The sequence below is a fragment of the Mesorhizobium sp. WSM1386 genome, from assembly GCF_055901595.1.
Genome location: NZ_CM148373.1, coordinates 4452307 through 4468814, shown reverse-complemented (window position 1 = coordinate 4468814; position 16508 = coordinate 4452307). Strand labels below are relative to the sequence as shown.

15 protein-coding genes and 1 tRNA gene are annotated in these 16508 nt (G+C 63.0%); 9 read left to right on the top strand and 7 right to left on the bottom strand.

The genetic code is table 11. The features are described from left to right. The first annotated feature begins 94 nt into the window (after positions 1-94). The 4 genes from AC0NIH_RS21770 (at position 95) to mgtE (ending at position 6615) form a co-directional block, all read left to right on the top strand. Positions 95-1912 carry an extracellular solute-binding protein gene (locus AC0NIH_RS21770; RefSeq protein WP_473464629.1) on the top strand — a complete coding sequence of 606 codons (1818 nt, stop codon included), beginning with the start codon at positions 95-97 and terminating at the stop codon, positions 1910-1912. Positions 1913-1928: 16 nt separating this feature from the next. Beyond that, positions 1929-2609 (top strand): DsbA family oxidoreductase, encoded by a 681-nt coding sequence (locus tag AC0NIH_RS21765; protein WP_473464632.1) that lies wholly within the window; start codon positions 1929-1931, stop codon positions 2607-2609. 476 nt (positions 2610-3085) lie between these two features. After that, positions 3086-4978: an ABC transporter ATP-binding protein/permease gene (locus tag AC0NIH_RS21760; protein ID WP_023777308.1), complete on the top strand. Its 1893-nt coding sequence runs from the start codon at positions 3086-3088 to the stop codon at positions 4976-4978. 272 nt (positions 4979-5250) lie between these two features. Further along, positions 5251-6615, top strand: a complete 1365-nt coding sequence (gene mgtE / locus AC0NIH_RS21755; protein WP_473464635.1) for a magnesium transporter — start codon at positions 5251-5253, stop codon at positions 6613-6615. A gap of 65 nt (positions 6616-6680) precedes the next feature. Here mgtE and AC0NIH_RS21750 read toward each other — a convergent pair whose 3' ends face one another. From AC0NIH_RS21750 to rpiA, 4 genes are all read right to left on the bottom strand, one after another. Then, the gene (locus AC0NIH_RS21750; protein ID WP_473464638.1) at positions 6681-7844 is read right to left on the bottom strand and encodes a serine hydrolase domain-containing protein; all 1164 of its coding nucleotides are present in this window, start codon (positions 7842-7844) and stop codon (positions 6681-6683) included. A gap of 45 nt (positions 7845-7889) precedes the next feature. After that, a complete protein-coding gene (gor, locus tag AC0NIH_RS21745) occupies positions 7890-9278 on the bottom strand; it encodes a glutathione-disulfide reductase (RefSeq protein WP_473464640.1) in 1389 nt (462 codons plus the stop codon). 124 nt (positions 9279-9402) lie between these two features. Further along, positions 9403-9999, bottom strand: a complete 597-nt coding sequence (locus AC0NIH_RS21740; protein ID WP_473464643.1) for a DUF2059 domain-containing protein — start codon at positions 9997-9999, stop codon at positions 9403-9405. Next, complete coding sequence (rpiA, locus tag AC0NIH_RS21735; RefSeq protein WP_473464645.1) at positions 9986-10717, bottom strand: ribose-5-phosphate isomerase RpiA; 732 nt, start codon at positions 10715-10717, stop codon at positions 9986-9988. Before rpiA ends, AC0NIH_RS21740 begins: the two co-directional genes overlap by 14 nt. 171 nt (positions 10718-10888) lie before the next feature. On the opposite strand from rpiA, the gene AC0NIH_RS21730 reads away from it, so the two are divergent. The 4 genes from AC0NIH_RS21730 to AC0NIH_RS21715 all read left to right on the top strand — a co-directional run bounded on the left by AC0NIH_RS21730 (position 10889) and on the right by AC0NIH_RS21715 (position 12865). Continuing rightward, positions 10889-11572 (top strand): phosphoglycolate phosphatase, encoded by a 684-nt coding sequence (locus AC0NIH_RS21730; RefSeq protein WP_473464647.1) that lies wholly within the window; start codon positions 10889-10891, stop codon positions 11570-11572. A gap of 141 nt (positions 11573-11713) precedes the next feature. After that, positions 11714-11788: transfer RNA gene (locus tag AC0NIH_RS21725), tRNA-Val, on the top strand. Between the two features lie 153 nt (positions 11789-11941). After that, positions 11942-12199 (top strand): PepSY domain-containing protein, encoded by a 258-nt coding sequence (locus AC0NIH_RS21720; protein WP_224685662.1) that lies wholly within the window; start codon positions 11942-11944, stop codon positions 12197-12199. Between the two features lie 183 nt (positions 12200-12382). After that, positions 12383-12865 (top strand): hypothetical protein, encoded by a 483-nt coding sequence (locus AC0NIH_RS21715; RefSeq protein WP_473464649.1) that lies wholly within the window; start codon positions 12383-12385, stop codon positions 12863-12865. Between the two features lie 6 nt (positions 12866-12871). On the opposite strand, the gene AC0NIH_RS21710 is transcribed toward AC0NIH_RS21715, so the two are convergent. Together AC0NIH_RS21710 and AC0NIH_RS21705 are read right to left on the bottom strand one after the other, a co-directional pair. Continuing rightward, positions 12872-14758 carry a L,D-transpeptidase family protein gene (locus tag AC0NIH_RS21710; protein WP_473464651.1) on the bottom strand — a complete coding sequence of 629 codons (1887 nt, stop codon included), beginning with the start codon at positions 14756-14758 and terminating at the stop codon, positions 12872-12874. 207 nt (positions 14759-14965) lie between these two features. Then, complete coding sequence (locus AC0NIH_RS21705; protein WP_473464654.1) at positions 14966-15115, bottom strand: hypothetical protein; 150 nt, start codon at positions 15113-15115, stop codon at positions 14966-14968. Positions 15116-15165: 50 nt separating this feature from the next. Here AC0NIH_RS21705 and AC0NIH_RS21700 point away from each other — a divergent pair, with 50 nt between their 5' ends. After that, entirely contained in the window at positions 15166-15561 is a 396-nt protein-coding gene (locus tag AC0NIH_RS21700; RefSeq protein WP_473464657.1) for a rhodanese-like domain-containing protein, read from the top strand. Between the two features lie 12 nt (positions 15562-15573). On the opposite strand, the gene AC0NIH_RS21695 is transcribed toward AC0NIH_RS21700, so the two are convergent. Further along, the gene (locus AC0NIH_RS21695) at positions 15574-16479 is read right to left on the bottom strand and encodes an alpha/beta hydrolase (protein ID WP_473464659.1); all 906 of its coding nucleotides are present in this window, start codon (positions 16477-16479) and stop codon (positions 15574-15576) included. Between the last annotated feature and the right edge of the window lie 29 nt (positions 16480-16508).

The following is a 16508-nucleotide window of genomic DNA, read 5'->3' as shown; positions in this document are numbered from 1 at the left end:
CTTGTAATTCTTGAAGACACCATTGGCCGGCACGCAGCCGCCTCATGCTAGTGTGCGCATCGAATCATCAAGCCGACCTGTTAAGGAGACGGTCATGGGCCGCGTTCTTGTTTGGCTGATCACCGCTATATCGTTTCTCACCCTGCCGCAGCCAGCGCTTTCGGCGCCAAAATACGCCATTGCGATGCAGGGCGAACCGGCCCTGCCGCCGGACTACACCCATTTCAGCTACGTCAATCCCGACGCGCCGAAGGGTGGCAACATCACCTATTGCGTCGTCGGCAGCTTCGACAACCTCAACCCTTTCATCCTGAAGAGCCTGCGCACGACGGCGCGCGGCATGATGGACACGATCTTCGGCAATTTGGTCTTCGAGCCGCTGATGCAGCGCAGTGCGGACGAGGCTTTTACCCTCTATGGGCTGCTGGCGGACAGCGCCGACATGGACCCGGAGCGCAAGAGCATTGAATTCCATCTCAACCCGAAGGGCAAATGGTCCGACGGGCAGCCGGTGACACCCGAAGACGTGCTGTTCACCTATGATGCCTACACGCAGAAAGGCCGTCCGCCCTACAGCGACCGCATGGCCAGGATCGCCAAGCTGGAAAAGACCGGCGACCACAGCGTACGCTTCACCTTCAACCACAAGGCTGATCGCGAGTTTCCACTGATCATCGCGCTGACGCCGATCATCCCCAGGCACGCCTTCGCCATGGACACGTTCGACAGGACGACGCTGAAGCCGTTGATCGGCAGCGGTCCCTACACGATCGCGCAGGTGCAGCCCGGCCAGCGCGTCGTCTTCAAGCGCAATCCCGACTACTGGGGCAAGGACGTTCCCGCCAAGCGCGGCTTTGACAATTACGACCAGATCACCATCGAATATTTCCTCAACGCCAACGCCAAGCTCGAAGCGTTCAAGAAGGGCCTTTGCGCCATCGACGATGACGGCGATCCGGTCAAGCGCGAGCGCGATCTCGACTTCCCCGCCTTTCACAAGGGCGAGGTGGTCTCTGAAACCTTCGACACCGGCATTCCACCTGTGGTGACCGGGTTCCTGTTCAACACCAGGCTGCCAAAGTTCTCCAATCCGGTGGTTCGGCGCGCGCTCGGCATGCTTTACGATTTCGAATGGGCCAACAAGAACCTTTTCGGCGGCAAATACGCGCGCACAATGAGCTATTGGCAGAACTCCGAGCTGTCCGCGCTCGGCCATCCGGCCGACGACAGGGAAAAGGCGCTGCTGGCGCCCTACCCCGGCCGTGTGCCGTCCGACGTGATGGACGGCACTTGGAGACCGCCGGTGACCGATGGTTCGGGCCAGGACCGCAAGGTGTTGAAGACGGCTTTCGATCTCCTGAAAAGCATCGGCTACCACCTGCAGGGCGGCACGATGCTCGATCCCGACGGCAAGCCATTCGGTTTCGAGATCATGACCTCTTCGCAAGACGAGGAGCGCCTGGCCGGTATCTACCAGCGCACATTGGAGAAGATCGGCATCAACGTCACCATTCGCAGCCTCGACGGCGACCAGATCCAGTCGCGCAAGCAGCGTTTCGATTTCGAGGTGCTGGTCGGCTCGAGCGGCTTCAACAATTCGCTCTCCCCAGGCATCGAGCAGATAGGGCGTTGGTCGTCCAACGCCGCCAAGACCGAAGGATCGTTCAATCTCGCCGGCGTCGCCGACCCGGCGATCGATGCCGCGATCGAGGCAATGCTGCGGGCTCGCTCGAAGGAGGACTATGTCGCCGCGGTCCGCGTGCTCGATCGGCTGCTGATCTCGGGCAACTATATGGTGCCGATGCAGTACAACACGCAGCAATGGCTTGCTTACTGGAATTATCTGGAACATCCGAAGAAGACGCCCATATTCGGTTATCAACTGCCAAGCTGGTGGCGCAAGCCGAACTGAAAATCCGGAGATCGAGATGAGCGAAGCGAACGCCATTACCGTCGATGTGGTGTCGGACGTCGTCTGCCCGTGGTGCTTCATTGGCCAGAAGCGGCTGGACAAGGCGGTCGCCGCGGCCGGCGATGTCGAAGTGCACATACGCTGGCGGCCATTCCAGCTCGATCCGACCATTCCGCCCCAGGGCAAGGATCGCCGTGAATACATGCTGGCCAAGTTCGGCAGCGATGAGCGCATTCGTGAAATTCACGCCCGCATCGAGCCACTTGGCGAGGCCGAGGGCATTTCCTTTGCCTTCGACGCCATCAAGGTGGCGCCCAACACGCTGGACGCGCATCGCCTGATCCGCTGGGCCGGTGCCGCCGGTGAGGCCGTACAGAACAGTCTCGTGCGCCGCCTGTTCCAGTTGAATTTCGAGGAAGGCGTCAACATTGGTGACCATGCCGTCCTGATCGAGGCCGCCCGCGAGGCCGGCATGGATGCGTCTGTCGCGGAGACACTGCTGCCGACCGACGCCGATGTCGAGGCGGTGCGCACCGAGATCGCTACCGCCGCGCGCATGGGCATATCAGGCGTGCCGTGCTTCCTGCTCGAAGGCAAATATGCCGTGATGGGCGCGCAGGATGCCGACACCCTGGCCGACGCGATCCGTCAGGTGGCGGCCGCCAAGGCGCGTGGCGAGTTGGATATGGTCGGCTGAGCCGATCACGGGCCATTTCCGGCTGCCGGCAAAGATAACCGGCGGCAAGGAATCAGGCATCCAGCACGGCGTGTTTTCGCAAATTCGGATTGGTCCGCCGCTAAAAATCGGCCTGCCGGGTAAGCCAAAAGAAGTAACGATATCGTGTAAATGCTTTCCCCAAGGGAAGGTGGAGACGTCTCGCCTCGCCATCGGGTAATCATTTGAAACTATTATGTTAAATTTCCCTTTGGTCGGCTTCCGCGCGACGCTGGGAAAGCCCGTCCTGTTGCCTTGTCGACACGCTCGCCACCACAATCCGGCTGACCCCCTACAAAAATTAATAGAAAATGATCAATTGGTGTTACCATCCGTAACAAAAGAAAAAAGGTTTGGGCGGGATCGTGATTCGGATCGGCAGACGATCGCAGGAGTCAGTACCGGATGGACTACACCGCGGCGCCGCAGGGCAGTCGCTTTTGACGCCGGTATCCTCGATGCGCAGTTTCTGGGGGCTCATGCGAGCTTACTGGATCTCGGATCGCTGGAAGGAAGCCTGGACGCTGACGGTGGTGATCGCACTGCTCACCGCGGCATCCAGCAAGGCAGGCGTCTGGTTTGCCGAAGCGTCCGGTGAACTGGTCAATTCGATCGCCTTCTTCCACGACGCCGCCAACACCACGCCGCTGCGCACACTGCTGGTCAACGCCGGCATCCTCGTATTGCTGGTCGTGCTCAAGGACGCCGGCTTCACGGGCGTCCGCAACCTTGTCTCGGTAACCTTGCACCGCAAATGGCGCGGTTGGCTGGACAGCCGTTTCAACGAGGCGCTGCTCGACGGCAACCACACGCATTTCCATGCCCAGCATGCGTCGACCGGCGGCAGCACGCCCGCTCCCGACAACATCGACCAGCGCATCCAGGAATCGATCAAGGACATGACCGGCGGCGCCATTGGGCTGGCCATGGGTGTGCTGGGCGTCGCCACCTCGCTCTATTTCGTCGGCCAGAAGCTGCTTGAAAACTCCGTCGAGGTGAAAGGGCTTGAGTTCCTCGGCAGCTATGGCAGTGCCGTCCTGGCCTTCCTGGCGGTCGCCACCTACGTGCCGTTGAACACATGGATCGCGGTCAGGCTCGGCAGCCTGCTCGAGCGCCTCAACGTTCGCATGCAGCAGGCCGAAGGCAGCTACCGCGGCGAGCTTACGACGTTCCTGCGCCGCAGCTTCCATGTCGCGGCATCCCATGGCGAAGGCGTGCAGAAGAGCATGCACCGCCGGCTCTATGTCGACATCGACGGAACCTGGTCGCGGCTGAACATCGTCAACACCGTCTATATGTCGTTCGAGCTGATCTACAATTTCATCGGCGCCCGCATTGTCGCCTACGGCCCCGGCCTCGTGCCGTTCATCCATAACGGCCTTGACCTCAAGGGCTATATCACCGGCTCCGAACTGGTCAATTCGTTGATCGGCCAGTGTTCGTGGTTCATCCATGTCATGCCGGCGATCGCCACGCTACGCGCCAACAGCCAGCGTGTCACCGAACTCGCGAATGCGATCGAGACGGTTCAGCATCCGCAGGAATTCTACAGCCAGACCGGCCGCTCCGACTTCCACTATGCCAGCCAGAATCCGGTCTTCGGCCTGACCATCCAGAAACTCGAACTGGCGCATCAGGGCGAGGATGCAACGCCGTTCCTGAGTGCCGCCAACCTGCGCTTCCGGCGCGGCGAGTGGACGTTCCTGAAGGGCGAGTCCGGTTGCGGCAAGACCTCGCTGATCAAGGCGATCAATGGCCTGTGGCCCTATGGCCGCGGAACGATCGTCTTCCCCGAAGGGGTGAAGAGTTTTTATGCCGCCCAGGAGGTCAAGCTTCAGCAGGTGTCGCTGAAACAGCTGGTCTGCCTGCCGGGCTCCGAATACCACCATGGCGACGCACAGGTAGCCGCGGCGCTGCACAAGGCCGGCCTTGGCGACTTCATCGAGCACATGGCCAACGAGCACCGTGAGGGCAAAAGCTGGGATCAGGTTCTCTCGGGCGGCCAGAAACAGAAGCTGGTGGTGGCGCGCATCATCCTGCAGCAGCCGGGGCTGCTGTTCCTCGACGAAGCGACCGGCGCGCTCGATCCCGACGGCAAGATTGCGTTCCATCAGGCCATCAAGGACAACTGCCCCGATGTCACGGTGATCAGCGTCATGCACGAAGCCGTGGCGCCGAGATCCGTTGCCGGCACCGAGTTCTACCACTCGATGGTGCTGATCGCCGATGGCGTCGCCTCAAAGAAGCCCCTGGCTCCGAGCCTGCCTGTCGAACTCACCACGATCCTCGCGCAGCCGCGGCCGGTCGAAGACAAATGGCTGCGGTTCCCGCGCCGGCTGAAGCAGAAATAACGACGCTTTCACCGAGACTTGCCGCGCCTGGCGGCGGTCGGTGATCACAGTCTCGCGATCGGAGCCGTCAGGCGCCGTTTTCCTCCCTCACGATGATTGACTCGGCAAAGCGCGCTTCTATGTTGCGCCGGCTTGCAGATAGTCGAAACGCAAACCCGCAAGCGGAAAGGTCACCGCGCCATGCCTGGCGACAGTATTAGTCGAACGCAACCGCCGTCCGCCTAGACGTGACCTGAACGGTTCATGTCCTGCCGGACGGCAAGGAGTGAACCATGAACGATTTTTTTCCCGTAGCGGACGATGAGGCCGTCGCCATCGCCCGCATCCTTGCAAACGACCATGTCGCCGACGTGGTCGAGGCACTCAATCACGAACCGCGCGAAACAGCGACCGAGTTGCTTTGGGAGGTGCCGTTCGAGCGGTTGGTCGAGATTTTCGATCAGCCGGAGCTCGATGGCGCGTCCGCACTCGCGGAAGCCTTGCCCCGCCCCAAGGCAAGCAAGCTGCTCACCGCCATGTCCGTCGACCGCGCGGCCGACATCCTGCGCGAGCTCGATGAACCGGCACGCTCGGCACTCCTCGGTACGCTGGCGCCGCCGCTGCGCGCGACCCTGCTTTCCATCCTGGGTTATCCCGAAGGCAGCGCCGCCTCGATCATGACGACGGAGTTCGTCAGCGTCCCCTCGGACTGGACCGTTGGGCGCACGCTCGACTACATCCGCAAGGTCGAGCGGACACGCGAAACCGTCTACGCGATCTACATCGTCGATCCGCAAACGCATCTCCTGGTGCGCTCGACTGGCCTGCGCCGGCTGATCACCGGCGAACCCGGCGATTCGATCATGTCCGTGGCGCCGGATCGCATCCCGGTGACGGTCACCCCGCTGACCGATCGTGAAACCCTGGCGCAGACGATCTCCAAATACGATCTGCTCGCCGTTCCCGTCGTCGACCAAGGCAAGATCCTCGGCATCGTCACCATCGACGACATCATCGACACGATGATCGAGGAGACGACCGAGGACGTGCACCGTTTCGGTGGCATGGAAGCGCTCGACGAGCCCTACATGAAGATGAGCTTCCTCGCCATGATCAAGAAGCGGGGCGGCTGGCTTTGCGCGCTGTTCATCAGCGAGATGCTGACGGCGAACGCCATGCAAAGCTATGAGGGCGAGCTGGAGAAGGCGATCGTGCTCACCTTGTTCATCCCGCTGATCATGAGCTCCGGCGGCAATTCCGGCTCGCAGGCGACGTCCCTGGTCATCCGGGCGCTGGCGTTGCGCGAGATCGGCCTGCGTGACTGGTGGCGGGTGGCGCTGCGCGAACTGCCGACCGGCCTCGTGCTGGGCGCCATGCTCGGCATGGTCGGCATCTGCCGCATCGCGCTCTGGCAATATATGGGCTTCTACGATTACGGTCCGCACTGGCCGCTGATCGCCACGACCGTCGGCGCGGCGCTGGTCGGCATCGTCACCTTCGGTTCCCTGTCGGGGTCGATGCTGCCGTTCGCCTTGAAACGGATCGGCTTCGACCCGGCCAGCGCATCGGCGCCATTTGTTGCCACGCTGGTCGATGTCACCGGGCTGGTGATCTATTTCTCGGTGGCGCTGGTGATCCTGCGCGGCACGCTGCTGTAGCAGCGTCAAAGCTTTCCGCCGCTGGCAGTCGCCGGCGGCGGAACCCTCTCTTCCCCGAAATGATCTTAGACCTGCCTGCCGTAGATGGCGTCGCGGAGTGCGTCGGGGAAGGCGCCCATCATGCCTGCTATCGCCGTGTTGGTCAGCGCCACCACCGTCAGGTCCAATGCCGGATCCACGAACCAGGAATGACCATAGACGCCGCCCCAGCGCCAGGTCCCGGCGGTCTGGGGCGTCGATGCTGCGAGCGGGTCGCGCAGGACGCCAAATCCGAGCCCCCAGCCCCAGCCGGGCATGGTGGTTTCAATACCCGGTATTGCGTCCATGGCCATCGCCGCTGCCGTCTCGGGACGGATGACCGGGCTACCGCCCGAACGCAGCGCTTCGAGCAGCTTGAGGACATCGCTTGCCGTCCCATTCATCCCGGTGCCGCCCGAGGCGAAGGAAGCAGGGTCGAAGACGCGCGCGGGCGAGAATGCGATGAAACCGTCGGCGAAGGGCACGCGGTGATACGAGCCCATCGCGACGGCCTTGCCCGGCCCATCGGCATAGGGCGTCACCAGCCGCGATCGATCGCGCACGGCAAAGGACGCATCATGCATGCCGAGCGGCTGGACGACCAGGCGATCGACCAGTTCCGGCAGGGAAGCGCCGGTGGCCCTCGCCATCACCTCGCCCAGCACATCCATCGCCACCGAATAGCCCCAGCCGGTTCCCGGCTCGTAGGACAGCGGCACCGAGGCGATACGGTCGAGGTTGTCGGCCATGGAGAGGCCGGGCTGGTCGAGGCCGTCGGAGACGCCGGCGCGATGATAGGGGCCGTCCGCCGGTTGCCGGAAACCGTAGCTCAGGCCGGCGGTGTGCGTCAGCAGCTGCCGGATGGTGATGACGGGCTCGCTGCCATCAGCCAGCTTCGGGCGGAATTCAGGGATATACTTCGATATGGGATCCTTCAGGCGGATGACATTCGCTTCGACCAGGGCAAGTGCCGCCGTCGCGACCACGGGTTTGGTCACCGACGACAGCCGGAAGATCACATCCGCCGTCATCGGTATGTTCGTCTCGCGATCGGCATGGCCGGCGGCGCGGCTGTAGAGGATTTCGCCACGCCGGGCGACAAGGATCATGGCGCCGACAATGCGCCCGTCCTCGATGGCCCGGTCGACGACCTGATCGACACGTCCGCCAAAGCCGCCGTCAAGCGGTGTGGAAATGGTGGTCCCGGACATCGATGGCTCCCTTGACCGCAAGCGCCAGACGGCGGACGAAACGTGTCAGACGCGCTCGCCGTTCTTCACACGGTATGTCGGCTTGTACATGGTGACGAGCTCTTCCGCCGCGGTCGGGTGCACGGCCATGGTGCGGTCGAAATCATCCTTGGTCAGTCCCGCCTTCAGCGGAATGCCGAGCAGCTGCGCCATTTCGCCGGCATCCGGCCCCAATATGTGGGCGCCGAGCACTTTTCGCGAAGTGCCATCGACCACCAGCTTGATCAGCATTTTCTCGTCGCGGCCCGACAGCGTATGACGCATCGGCCGGAAGCTGGCGCGGTAGATCTCGATATCGGCGAAACGCTTGACGGCTTCATCCTCCGACAGGCCCACCGTGCCGATTTCCGGCTGTGAAAAGACGGCGGTCGCGATCGTGTCGTGGTCGGGTGCGCTCGGGTTGTCCTTGAATGCCGTCTCCACGAAGCACATCGCTTCGTGGATCGCCACCGGCGTCAGCTGCACGCGGTTGGTGACGTCGCCGATCGCCCAGATGTTGTCGATGTTGGTGCGGGAATAATCGTCGACCTTGATCGCGCCGACAGGGGTCATCTCGATGCCGATGCCTTCAAGGCCCATGTTCTCGGTGTTGGGGATACGCCCGATGGCCAGCATCACCTGGTCGACCGTCAGCGTCTTGCCGCTGGTGAGAAGGGCGTCGAGCCGGCCGTCCGGGCGCTTGCGCACCCACTCGGTCACCGAATGGCAGAGTATCTTGATCCCCTTCTTCTCCATGGTCTCGTGCAATGTGCGGCGCAGATCCATGTCGAAGCGGCTGAGGATTTCCTTGCCGCGATAGACCAGCGTGGTGTCGACGCCGAGGCCGTGGAAGATGTTGGCGAACTCGACCGCGATATAGCCGCCGCCTTCGATCATGATCGCCTTCGGCAGCTCCTTGAGGTCGAAGGCCTCATTGGAAAAGATGCAGTGCTCGTGGCCGGGCAGCGCCGGATGCGCCGCCGGACGGCCGCCGGTGGCGATCAGGATCTGGTCGACGGTGATGGTGCGGTCTTCGCCCAGAAGATGGATCACATGCGGATCGACGATCACCGCCCGCGAGTGAAAGGTCTCGCCGCCGGAGCCCTCGACATTCTTCTTGTAGATCGCCTCCAGCCGGCTGATCTCGCGATCCTTGTTGGCGACCAGCGTTTGCCAGTCGAAAGTGGCTTCCGGCACGGTCCAGCCATAGCCGGCCGCATCGGCAAAATGCTCCGGAAATTGCGAGGCATAGACATAGAGCTTCTTCGGCACGCAGCCCCTGATGACGCAGGTGCCGCCGAACCGGTACTCCTCCGCGATGCCGACGCGCTTGCCGAGCGACGCCGCGACGCGCGCCGCCCTCACCCCGCCGGAACCGCCGCCGATGACGAAGAGATCGTAATCATAACCGGCCATGACGCGGCTCCTTGAACTTCAGGAAATGAGCTTCGGAAATCCCGTCACAGGTAGGCTGCAAACCGTCAAAAGAAAAGCCCGGACGAGCCGGGCTTCATGAATGGCCGCAAGGCCGTTTGCTGCATCAGTTTGCCGAATTGTCCGCGGGGGCCGCATCATCGGCCGGGGCTGCTCCGTCCGCGGGAGCGGCAGCATCGGCGGGCGCCGCCGGCGCCTTCGCCTTGGCCGCCGCGGCCAGCGTTTCGCCGACCTGCTGCGCGAGATCGCGGGCAACGCCGTTTTGCCAAATGTCGGCCGCCTTGACCAAATCACGCGTCACGGTCGGGCCGCTGTCGAGCAGCTTCTTGCCTGCCTCGGAGGTATAGAAGGCCGCGATGTCGTTGAGATCTTTTTCGGAAAACACCTTCGCGTAGGCAAGGGCTGCTTCCTTCTCGAGATCCGCACGGCGCGAGGCCATGGCCAGCGCCTTCTCGTTGATCGTCTTGCCGATCAGTTCCTGCATGTCCGGGTTCTTCTGGATGAGCTGCGATTCGAGCGCGGCCGCCGCCTGCGGCAGGATGTTGTCGAACGGGTCGGTCGCATGGATCGCCGCGACCGCCGCCCGGGCAGCCTTCAGGTGCGATTCCGTGACATCCTGTGAAAACGCCGGCGAGGAGAAGGCGATGACGGCCGAAGCCGCCAGGACGGCGCAAAGGCTGCGAACCCGGTTATGCAACATCATGGTCGGTAGAACTCCCTGGTTTTCGGGCGGCATGGACGGTTTGGATACCGTCGCCGCCGGCGATGATGGCCGCTGACGCCAGCCCGATGAAAAGACCATGCTCGACCACGCCCGGAATGGCGTGGAGAGCATTCGAAAGCGCTCTTGTATCCGGAATGCGGCCAAAAGATGCATCGAGGATAAAATGGCCGCCGTCTGTAACAAAAGCCTGGCCTCCCGTCATCCTCAATGTAATCGGACCGGAAAGGCCGAGGTTTTCAGCCGCTGCCGCCACCGCGATCTCGGTGGCGCGCAGGCCGAACTGGTTGACTTCGATCGGCAGCGGAAACCGGCCGAGCGTCTCGACCATCTTCGACAGGTCGGCAATGACGATCATGCGCCGCGAGGCCGCGGCGACGATCTTCTCGCGCAGCAGCGCGCCGCCGCCGCCCTTGATCAAGGTCAGTTCCGGATCGACCTCGTCGGCGCCGTCGACCGTGAGATCGAGTTCCGGCGTTTCCTCCAGCGTCGACAGAGGCACGCCAAGTTCAAGACACAGCGCAGCCGTGCGTTCCGAAGTCGGCACGCCGATTACCGTCATGCCGGTCGCGACCTTTTCGGCAAGCAGCCGCACGAACTCTTCCGCCGTGGTGCCGGTGCCGATGCCGAGCCGCATGCCATCCGTGACATGGGCAAGCGCCGCCCGCGCGGCCTCGACCTTCAACTGTCTTGCATCCATGCCGCTTATTGCCCAGAAATCTTGGTGTTTTGGGCTCGTAGCATTTTTGCCGCCGGGGTCAAAGCTTTTGACCGTGATCAAAGCCTTTGGCCGCCCGTCCACCCGTCTGCTTGCCTTGACGCGCGGCAGCCGCTATCGCCTGCCGATGCACAAACCTGCGCAGGATGGATCATGAGTCGCCCGATCATCGTGTTCGATCTCGACGGAACGCTGATTGATACGGCGCCGGACCTGCTCGACAGCCTCAACCACAGCCTGGCGGCAAGCGAGCTCGCGGCCGTCGACGAGGCCGGCTTCAGGCGTTTCGTCGGCCATGGCGGCCGCGTGATGATCGAGCGGGCCCACGCCGCCCAGCAGCGATCGCTCGACGTCGCCGAGCACGACCGGCTGCTGAAGCTGTTCCTGGACCACTACACCGACAACATTCCCGGCAAATCCCGCCCCTACCCCGGTGTCGTCGAGGCGATCGCGCGTTTCGAGAAGGCAGGCTATCTGCTGGCCATCTGCACCAACAAATACGAGGCCAACTCGCTGGCGCTGATCGAAGCGCTCGGCCTGACCAGGCATTTCGCGGCCATCGCCGGCCAGGACACGTTCGCGTTCCGCAAGCCCGACCCGCGCCACCTGACCGAAACCATCAAGCTCGCCGGCGGCGATCCGCACCGCGCCCTGATGGTCGGCGATTCGCAAACCGACATCGACACCGCCAAGGCAGCCGGCATTCCCGTCGTCGCCGTCGATTTCGGCTACACCGACCGCCATGTGCGCGAGTTCGAGCCCTCGGCCGTGATCTCGCATTTCGATGCGCTGACGCTCGATCTGGCGCAAAGGCTGATCGCCGCCGCGGGACACTGACGGAAAAGCGCTCGGTCCCAACCCGGCGACAGGCTCCCGACAGGCGGCAAATCCGATCCGTATCAGAACGCCGGACACCGCCTTGACTTCCCCAGCCTGCCTCCCTTATATCGCGGCTCGCTTGGCCTTCGGGCAACGAGCGGGCGATTAGCTCAGCGGGAGAGCACACCCTTCACACGGGTGGGGTCGCAGGTTCAATCCCTGCATCGCCCACCATTCTTTCCCAGACGTTTTCGGTCTTGTCTTTTTGGCGTTGACAACGGTTCGGCGAGTTTCAGTCTGCGCAACGTGGCCGGCCCCCTATTTTACCCTTCTGGAACAAACCAACCCACCAGCGAGTTTTCCTTTGTTGAACCTTGAGGGAAACCCATGTCCAGATTTCTCGTGGCCACCAGCGTTGCCGTCCTTCTCGCTACCGGACCAGCTTTTGCCGCGGACGATATGCCACTGCCGCCGCCCAACGCCAAGAAGCTGTCGGATATCCTCGCCAAGGTCGAGCAACGCGACGGCTTCCGCTATGTGAAGGAAGTCGACTGGGATGATGGCGCCTACACCGTCACCTACTACACGGCGGACAAGGCCAAGGTCGAAATCACCTATGACCCGGTGACCGCCGAGCCGAAATAAGGCTCCTCGCAAGCACCTGTCGTTCGGCTGATCGTGCGCCGGCAGCTGTCGGCGCAGTCAGCGGCGCAGCATCTGTGCGGTGGCGCCTGAGCCGCCTGCGACGCTTGCCATGATGACACGGCTTTTCGGCCTCTTGCGTTGGCTCGTCTTTGATGGCTGACTGCATCGGCGCCGCATTGGGGAATGGGCATGGCGACGGCGAAGCACATATTGAAGCGCATCCTGATGATGCTTGCCGGTTATCTGGTCGCCGTGCTGGTCGGCCTGGTTGCCGTGGCGGCGATTTACGGCGTGCTCAGTTCCCTGCCCGACGCGCCCCAGTATTTCGACGTCATGGGCGTCACCCCGATCGCGGTCCTGGTGGTGCCGCCGCTCGGCATGTTCGTCTATTTCCTGACCATCGTGGTGACCGGCTTGCAGACTCTCATCTTCGCGCTGATTGCCGAGTTCTTCTCGTTGCGCAACTTCCTGCTGCACACGTTCTTTGGCGCCGCCGCCGCTGCCGGCGGCTTCTTCCTGATCTGGCCAGGCACAACGGAGGACATGGATCCTGAACGCTGGGCCGACATCGGCATCATCGCCGCCGCCGGCCTGTTCGCTGGACTTGTCTATTGGCTTATCGCCGGCCGCGAGGCCGGCTTCCGGCGGCCCCTGTCGGCAGGTTGACTATGATCAGCTCGACGGCGAGCGCACCGCTTCGGTCGCGTCCATGGCTTGCTTCAGCCGCGAATCGCGATCGTAGACATCGCCGAAATATTCGACCTTGCCGGACATGTCGGGCCAGGCGGTGAAATAGGCGACATAGACGGGAATCTTGCGGGTCACATCCTGCGTCGAATGCCCATGCTTCAACTTCTCGGCGATATAGTCGACCGAGGTGTCGAGCACGGCGGCGGCCATGCCGCGCGGATCCTGCAGCCGCACGCAGCCATGGCTGAGCGCGCGCATATCCTGCTTGAAGAACGATTTCTGCGGCGTGTCGTGCATGTAGATCGCGTGCTTGTTGGGGAACAGGATCTTCAGTTCGCCCAACGCGTTGGCTTCGCTCGGCTGCTGGCGCACGCTGTAGGGGATGTTGGAGCCATAAGCGCCCCAGTTGACCGCCGATGACGGGATGCGCTTGCCGCGCGAATCGGTCACCTCATAGCCGGCACGGTCGAGATAGCCGGGATCGTTGCGCAGCCTGGGCAGCATTTCGTTGACGATGATCGACTGCGGCACGCCCCAATAGGGGTGAAAATCGACCTGCTTGATCTGGTCGTAGAAGAAAGCGGTCTGGTTGGTGGTCCGGCCGATCACGGCGCGCGTCTTCAGCTTTTCCTGGCCGTCGTCGATATAGCTGGCGGTGAATGCCGGCTGGTTGATGAAAACGCGCGGACTGCCAAGGTCGGAAGGCAGCCAACGCAGTTCTTCCAGCGCCACTTGCACCTTGAGCAGCCTGTCGGCCTTCGACGTCCCGGCCAGCAAGGCGACCGTGCGCGGTCCGATCACGCCGTCACCCTTCATGCCTTCCTTCTGCTGCACCGCCTTGATCAGCGGTATCAGCTCGGGAACGTACACTTCGCTCGTTGCCAGCCGCGACAGCATCTCGCCATAGGCGCCGCCCATCTCGTCATCGAGATTGCGCGCGATCAGCGTCAGCAGTTTTGGGAGTTCGGGGCTGGTGTCGCCCGGCTTCAGCAGCAGCTTGGGATCGACGACGATCTCGTTTTCGGCGCTGGCCTGCAAGGATTCCAGCTCGACGCGCAACGCCTGGTATTCGGGGTTCTGCGGATGACGCGATTCGAGATAGGTGCGCACTTCCTGTGTATGCGCCAAGGTTTTCAGCACACCGACGAGGTCGAGCGGCTTGGCCGGGAAATCATAATAGCCGGTCATGCGGTTGGGTTCGATTCGGCCGCTCTGGGCGTCATGGGCGTAGCGCAACACACGTGCCGACAGCGCCATCTCGAAGCGTACGAGTTCCTTCAGCCGTGCCGCCTCGTCGGCCGTCGCGGCGCTGGCCGCGGGCACCTCGACCGTGTAGTCGGCGGGCGTCAGGCCATAGCTCGCGGCCTCGCCCAGCACCCGCACCGCATCCTGCGCACGGCTGTTCGGGGTTGATCCGCCCACCCAGATGAAATCAGGGTTGGCCGAGTAGTAGGCGATCAGCGCCTTGGCGATGTCCGGCTCGGCGTAGAGCTCATAATCGGAAAGCCCTGCAATGGCCTCGTGGAAAGCAGCGACCGTGGCCGATGGCACGAAAGCGGCGTCTTGCGGCGTCGCCGGCTGCGGCGCGGCGGCCAGCGCCGAGAAGTCGACGCGCACCAGCCTGTCGGCCTTGTATGTATAGTAGGAGGGGCTGCTGATCCTCACGCCATCACCGCCGCCAGCCGAAACTTTCGGCTTGGGTTTGTTTGGCGGAGGAGGCGGAAAGTCGCCTTTTGGCGAGTGCTTGACGCCGCCGCCGAACAGCATGTCGAAGAGCCCTTGAGCGCCTGCCTGAGGCGTGCCGAAAGCAAGTGTCGCCGTAATCGCCATCAGCGACACTACGGTTGTTTTTTTACCGAGGAATTTCATGGATCACCCGCTCCGGCCGCAACCGGTTCCCGTTCCGCACGTAAACCGTCCCGCTCACCGCATGGCGGATGTAAAGCGCGACTATACCGATTCATACCGATTTCGTTAAGCTTTCATAAATTTCCGGAAGCCTGTTGCAGAACAGTTTCACAACATCGTGACGGCTAGAGCGAGGGTGTTCGCTCCAGCCCGGGCAACGCCCTGGAATCAGGCGTTGGCGCCTCCGTCGTCGATGGTCAGCGCTACGCCGGCGCGCGACGGTGCTTCGTGCGTCGCACTGATGGCGACGGTCGCCGGGGCGATGGCCGCCTGGCGGACGATGGCCGGCGCCGACAAGACGTGACAAACGCCAGCCATTGTGCTGGAAATCCAAACAGCAGCCAGATGCGCGATCGGGAGGAAAGCCTGTGAAGAAGGGTTATCGCGAACTGCTGGATGAGGCGAATGCCGAGATCGAAGTGGTTTCGCCGGAGGAAGCCGCCGGACTGCTTGAGGACGAAGGCACCATCTTCGTCGACCTACGCGATCCGCGCGAGATCGAACGCGACGGCAGGATTCCCGGCGCCAAGCATGTCACCCGTGGCATGCTGGAATTCTGGATCGATCCCGAAAGCCCCTACCACAAGCCGTTCTTTGCCTCGGAAAAGAGCTTCGTCTTCTTCTGTGCGGGCGGCTGGCGTTCGGCGCTGGCCACCAAGACGGCGCAGGACATGGGGCTTTCACCGGTCAAGCACATCCTTGGCGGCTATACCGCCTGGAAGGCGGCCGGATTGCCGGTCGAGCCCGCCGACAAGAAGAAATAATCTCGACGTCGCTCAATGCAGCAGCGACGGCTCGCGGGCCACGAAGGCGACGGCGCGTTCGACCACGCCCTTGTCGGCGAGAATGCGCCGGTGGCCGAGCCCGTCGGCCCAATGCAGCCGCACGTGATCACCGGCGCCGGCATAGCGCCTGGCATGATCGGCCGGCACCTCGCGGTCGTCAGGCGCGTGGATGACAAGTGTCGGCACCGGCGCCTGGGCGAGCTGGCGGTCGCCGGTGAATTCGTGCAGCGGCCGGCCGGAAAGGTGTTGGACACGGTCCGCCATCGCGACCTGTGAGCGCGGCCCGACATTGAGCATGCGGCTGAAGTCGGCGAAGATCGCTGGCAGCGAGCTTGGCGCCGCGATCAGCACCAGACGTCCGGCCGCCAGTGGCGGGATGTTCTTGACCGAACCGGCGATGGCGTTGGCCGCAACGGCGCCGCCGAAGGAATGGCCGATCGCCGCCGCGAACGGACCGAACCATTCGCCGGCAACGCGCACCGCTTCAATGGCGTTGACCATGTTGAGGTGCCTGCCCTGCGACTGGCCATGCCCCGGCAGGTCAAGCGAAACGACCCTGTAGCCGGCCGCGCGATAGCCTTCGATCAACGCGCGCATATATTCGGTGCGCGAACGCCAGCCATGAACGACGAGCACCGTGCCGGCGGCCGCCCTGCCAGGCTCCGGCCTGAATTCGTGCACCATGACGCAGCCGGTCGCGGTCTTCAGCCGATGATGGCGCGCTTCTGTCATGAACTCGGCGGCGCGGCCGATGGCGCGGCGCTCGCCGTCGGTCAGCGCCTTGGCGCTCGGCGTGCGGCAGAACAGTTCAAAGGCCGCGCGCCCGGTGATGCGTGGCGCGATATGTTCGGCCGCACCAAACACACCTCGGATGACCTTCAGCCCGAATGATGCCATAGTGAGAATCCATCCATACGTTCAAGCAT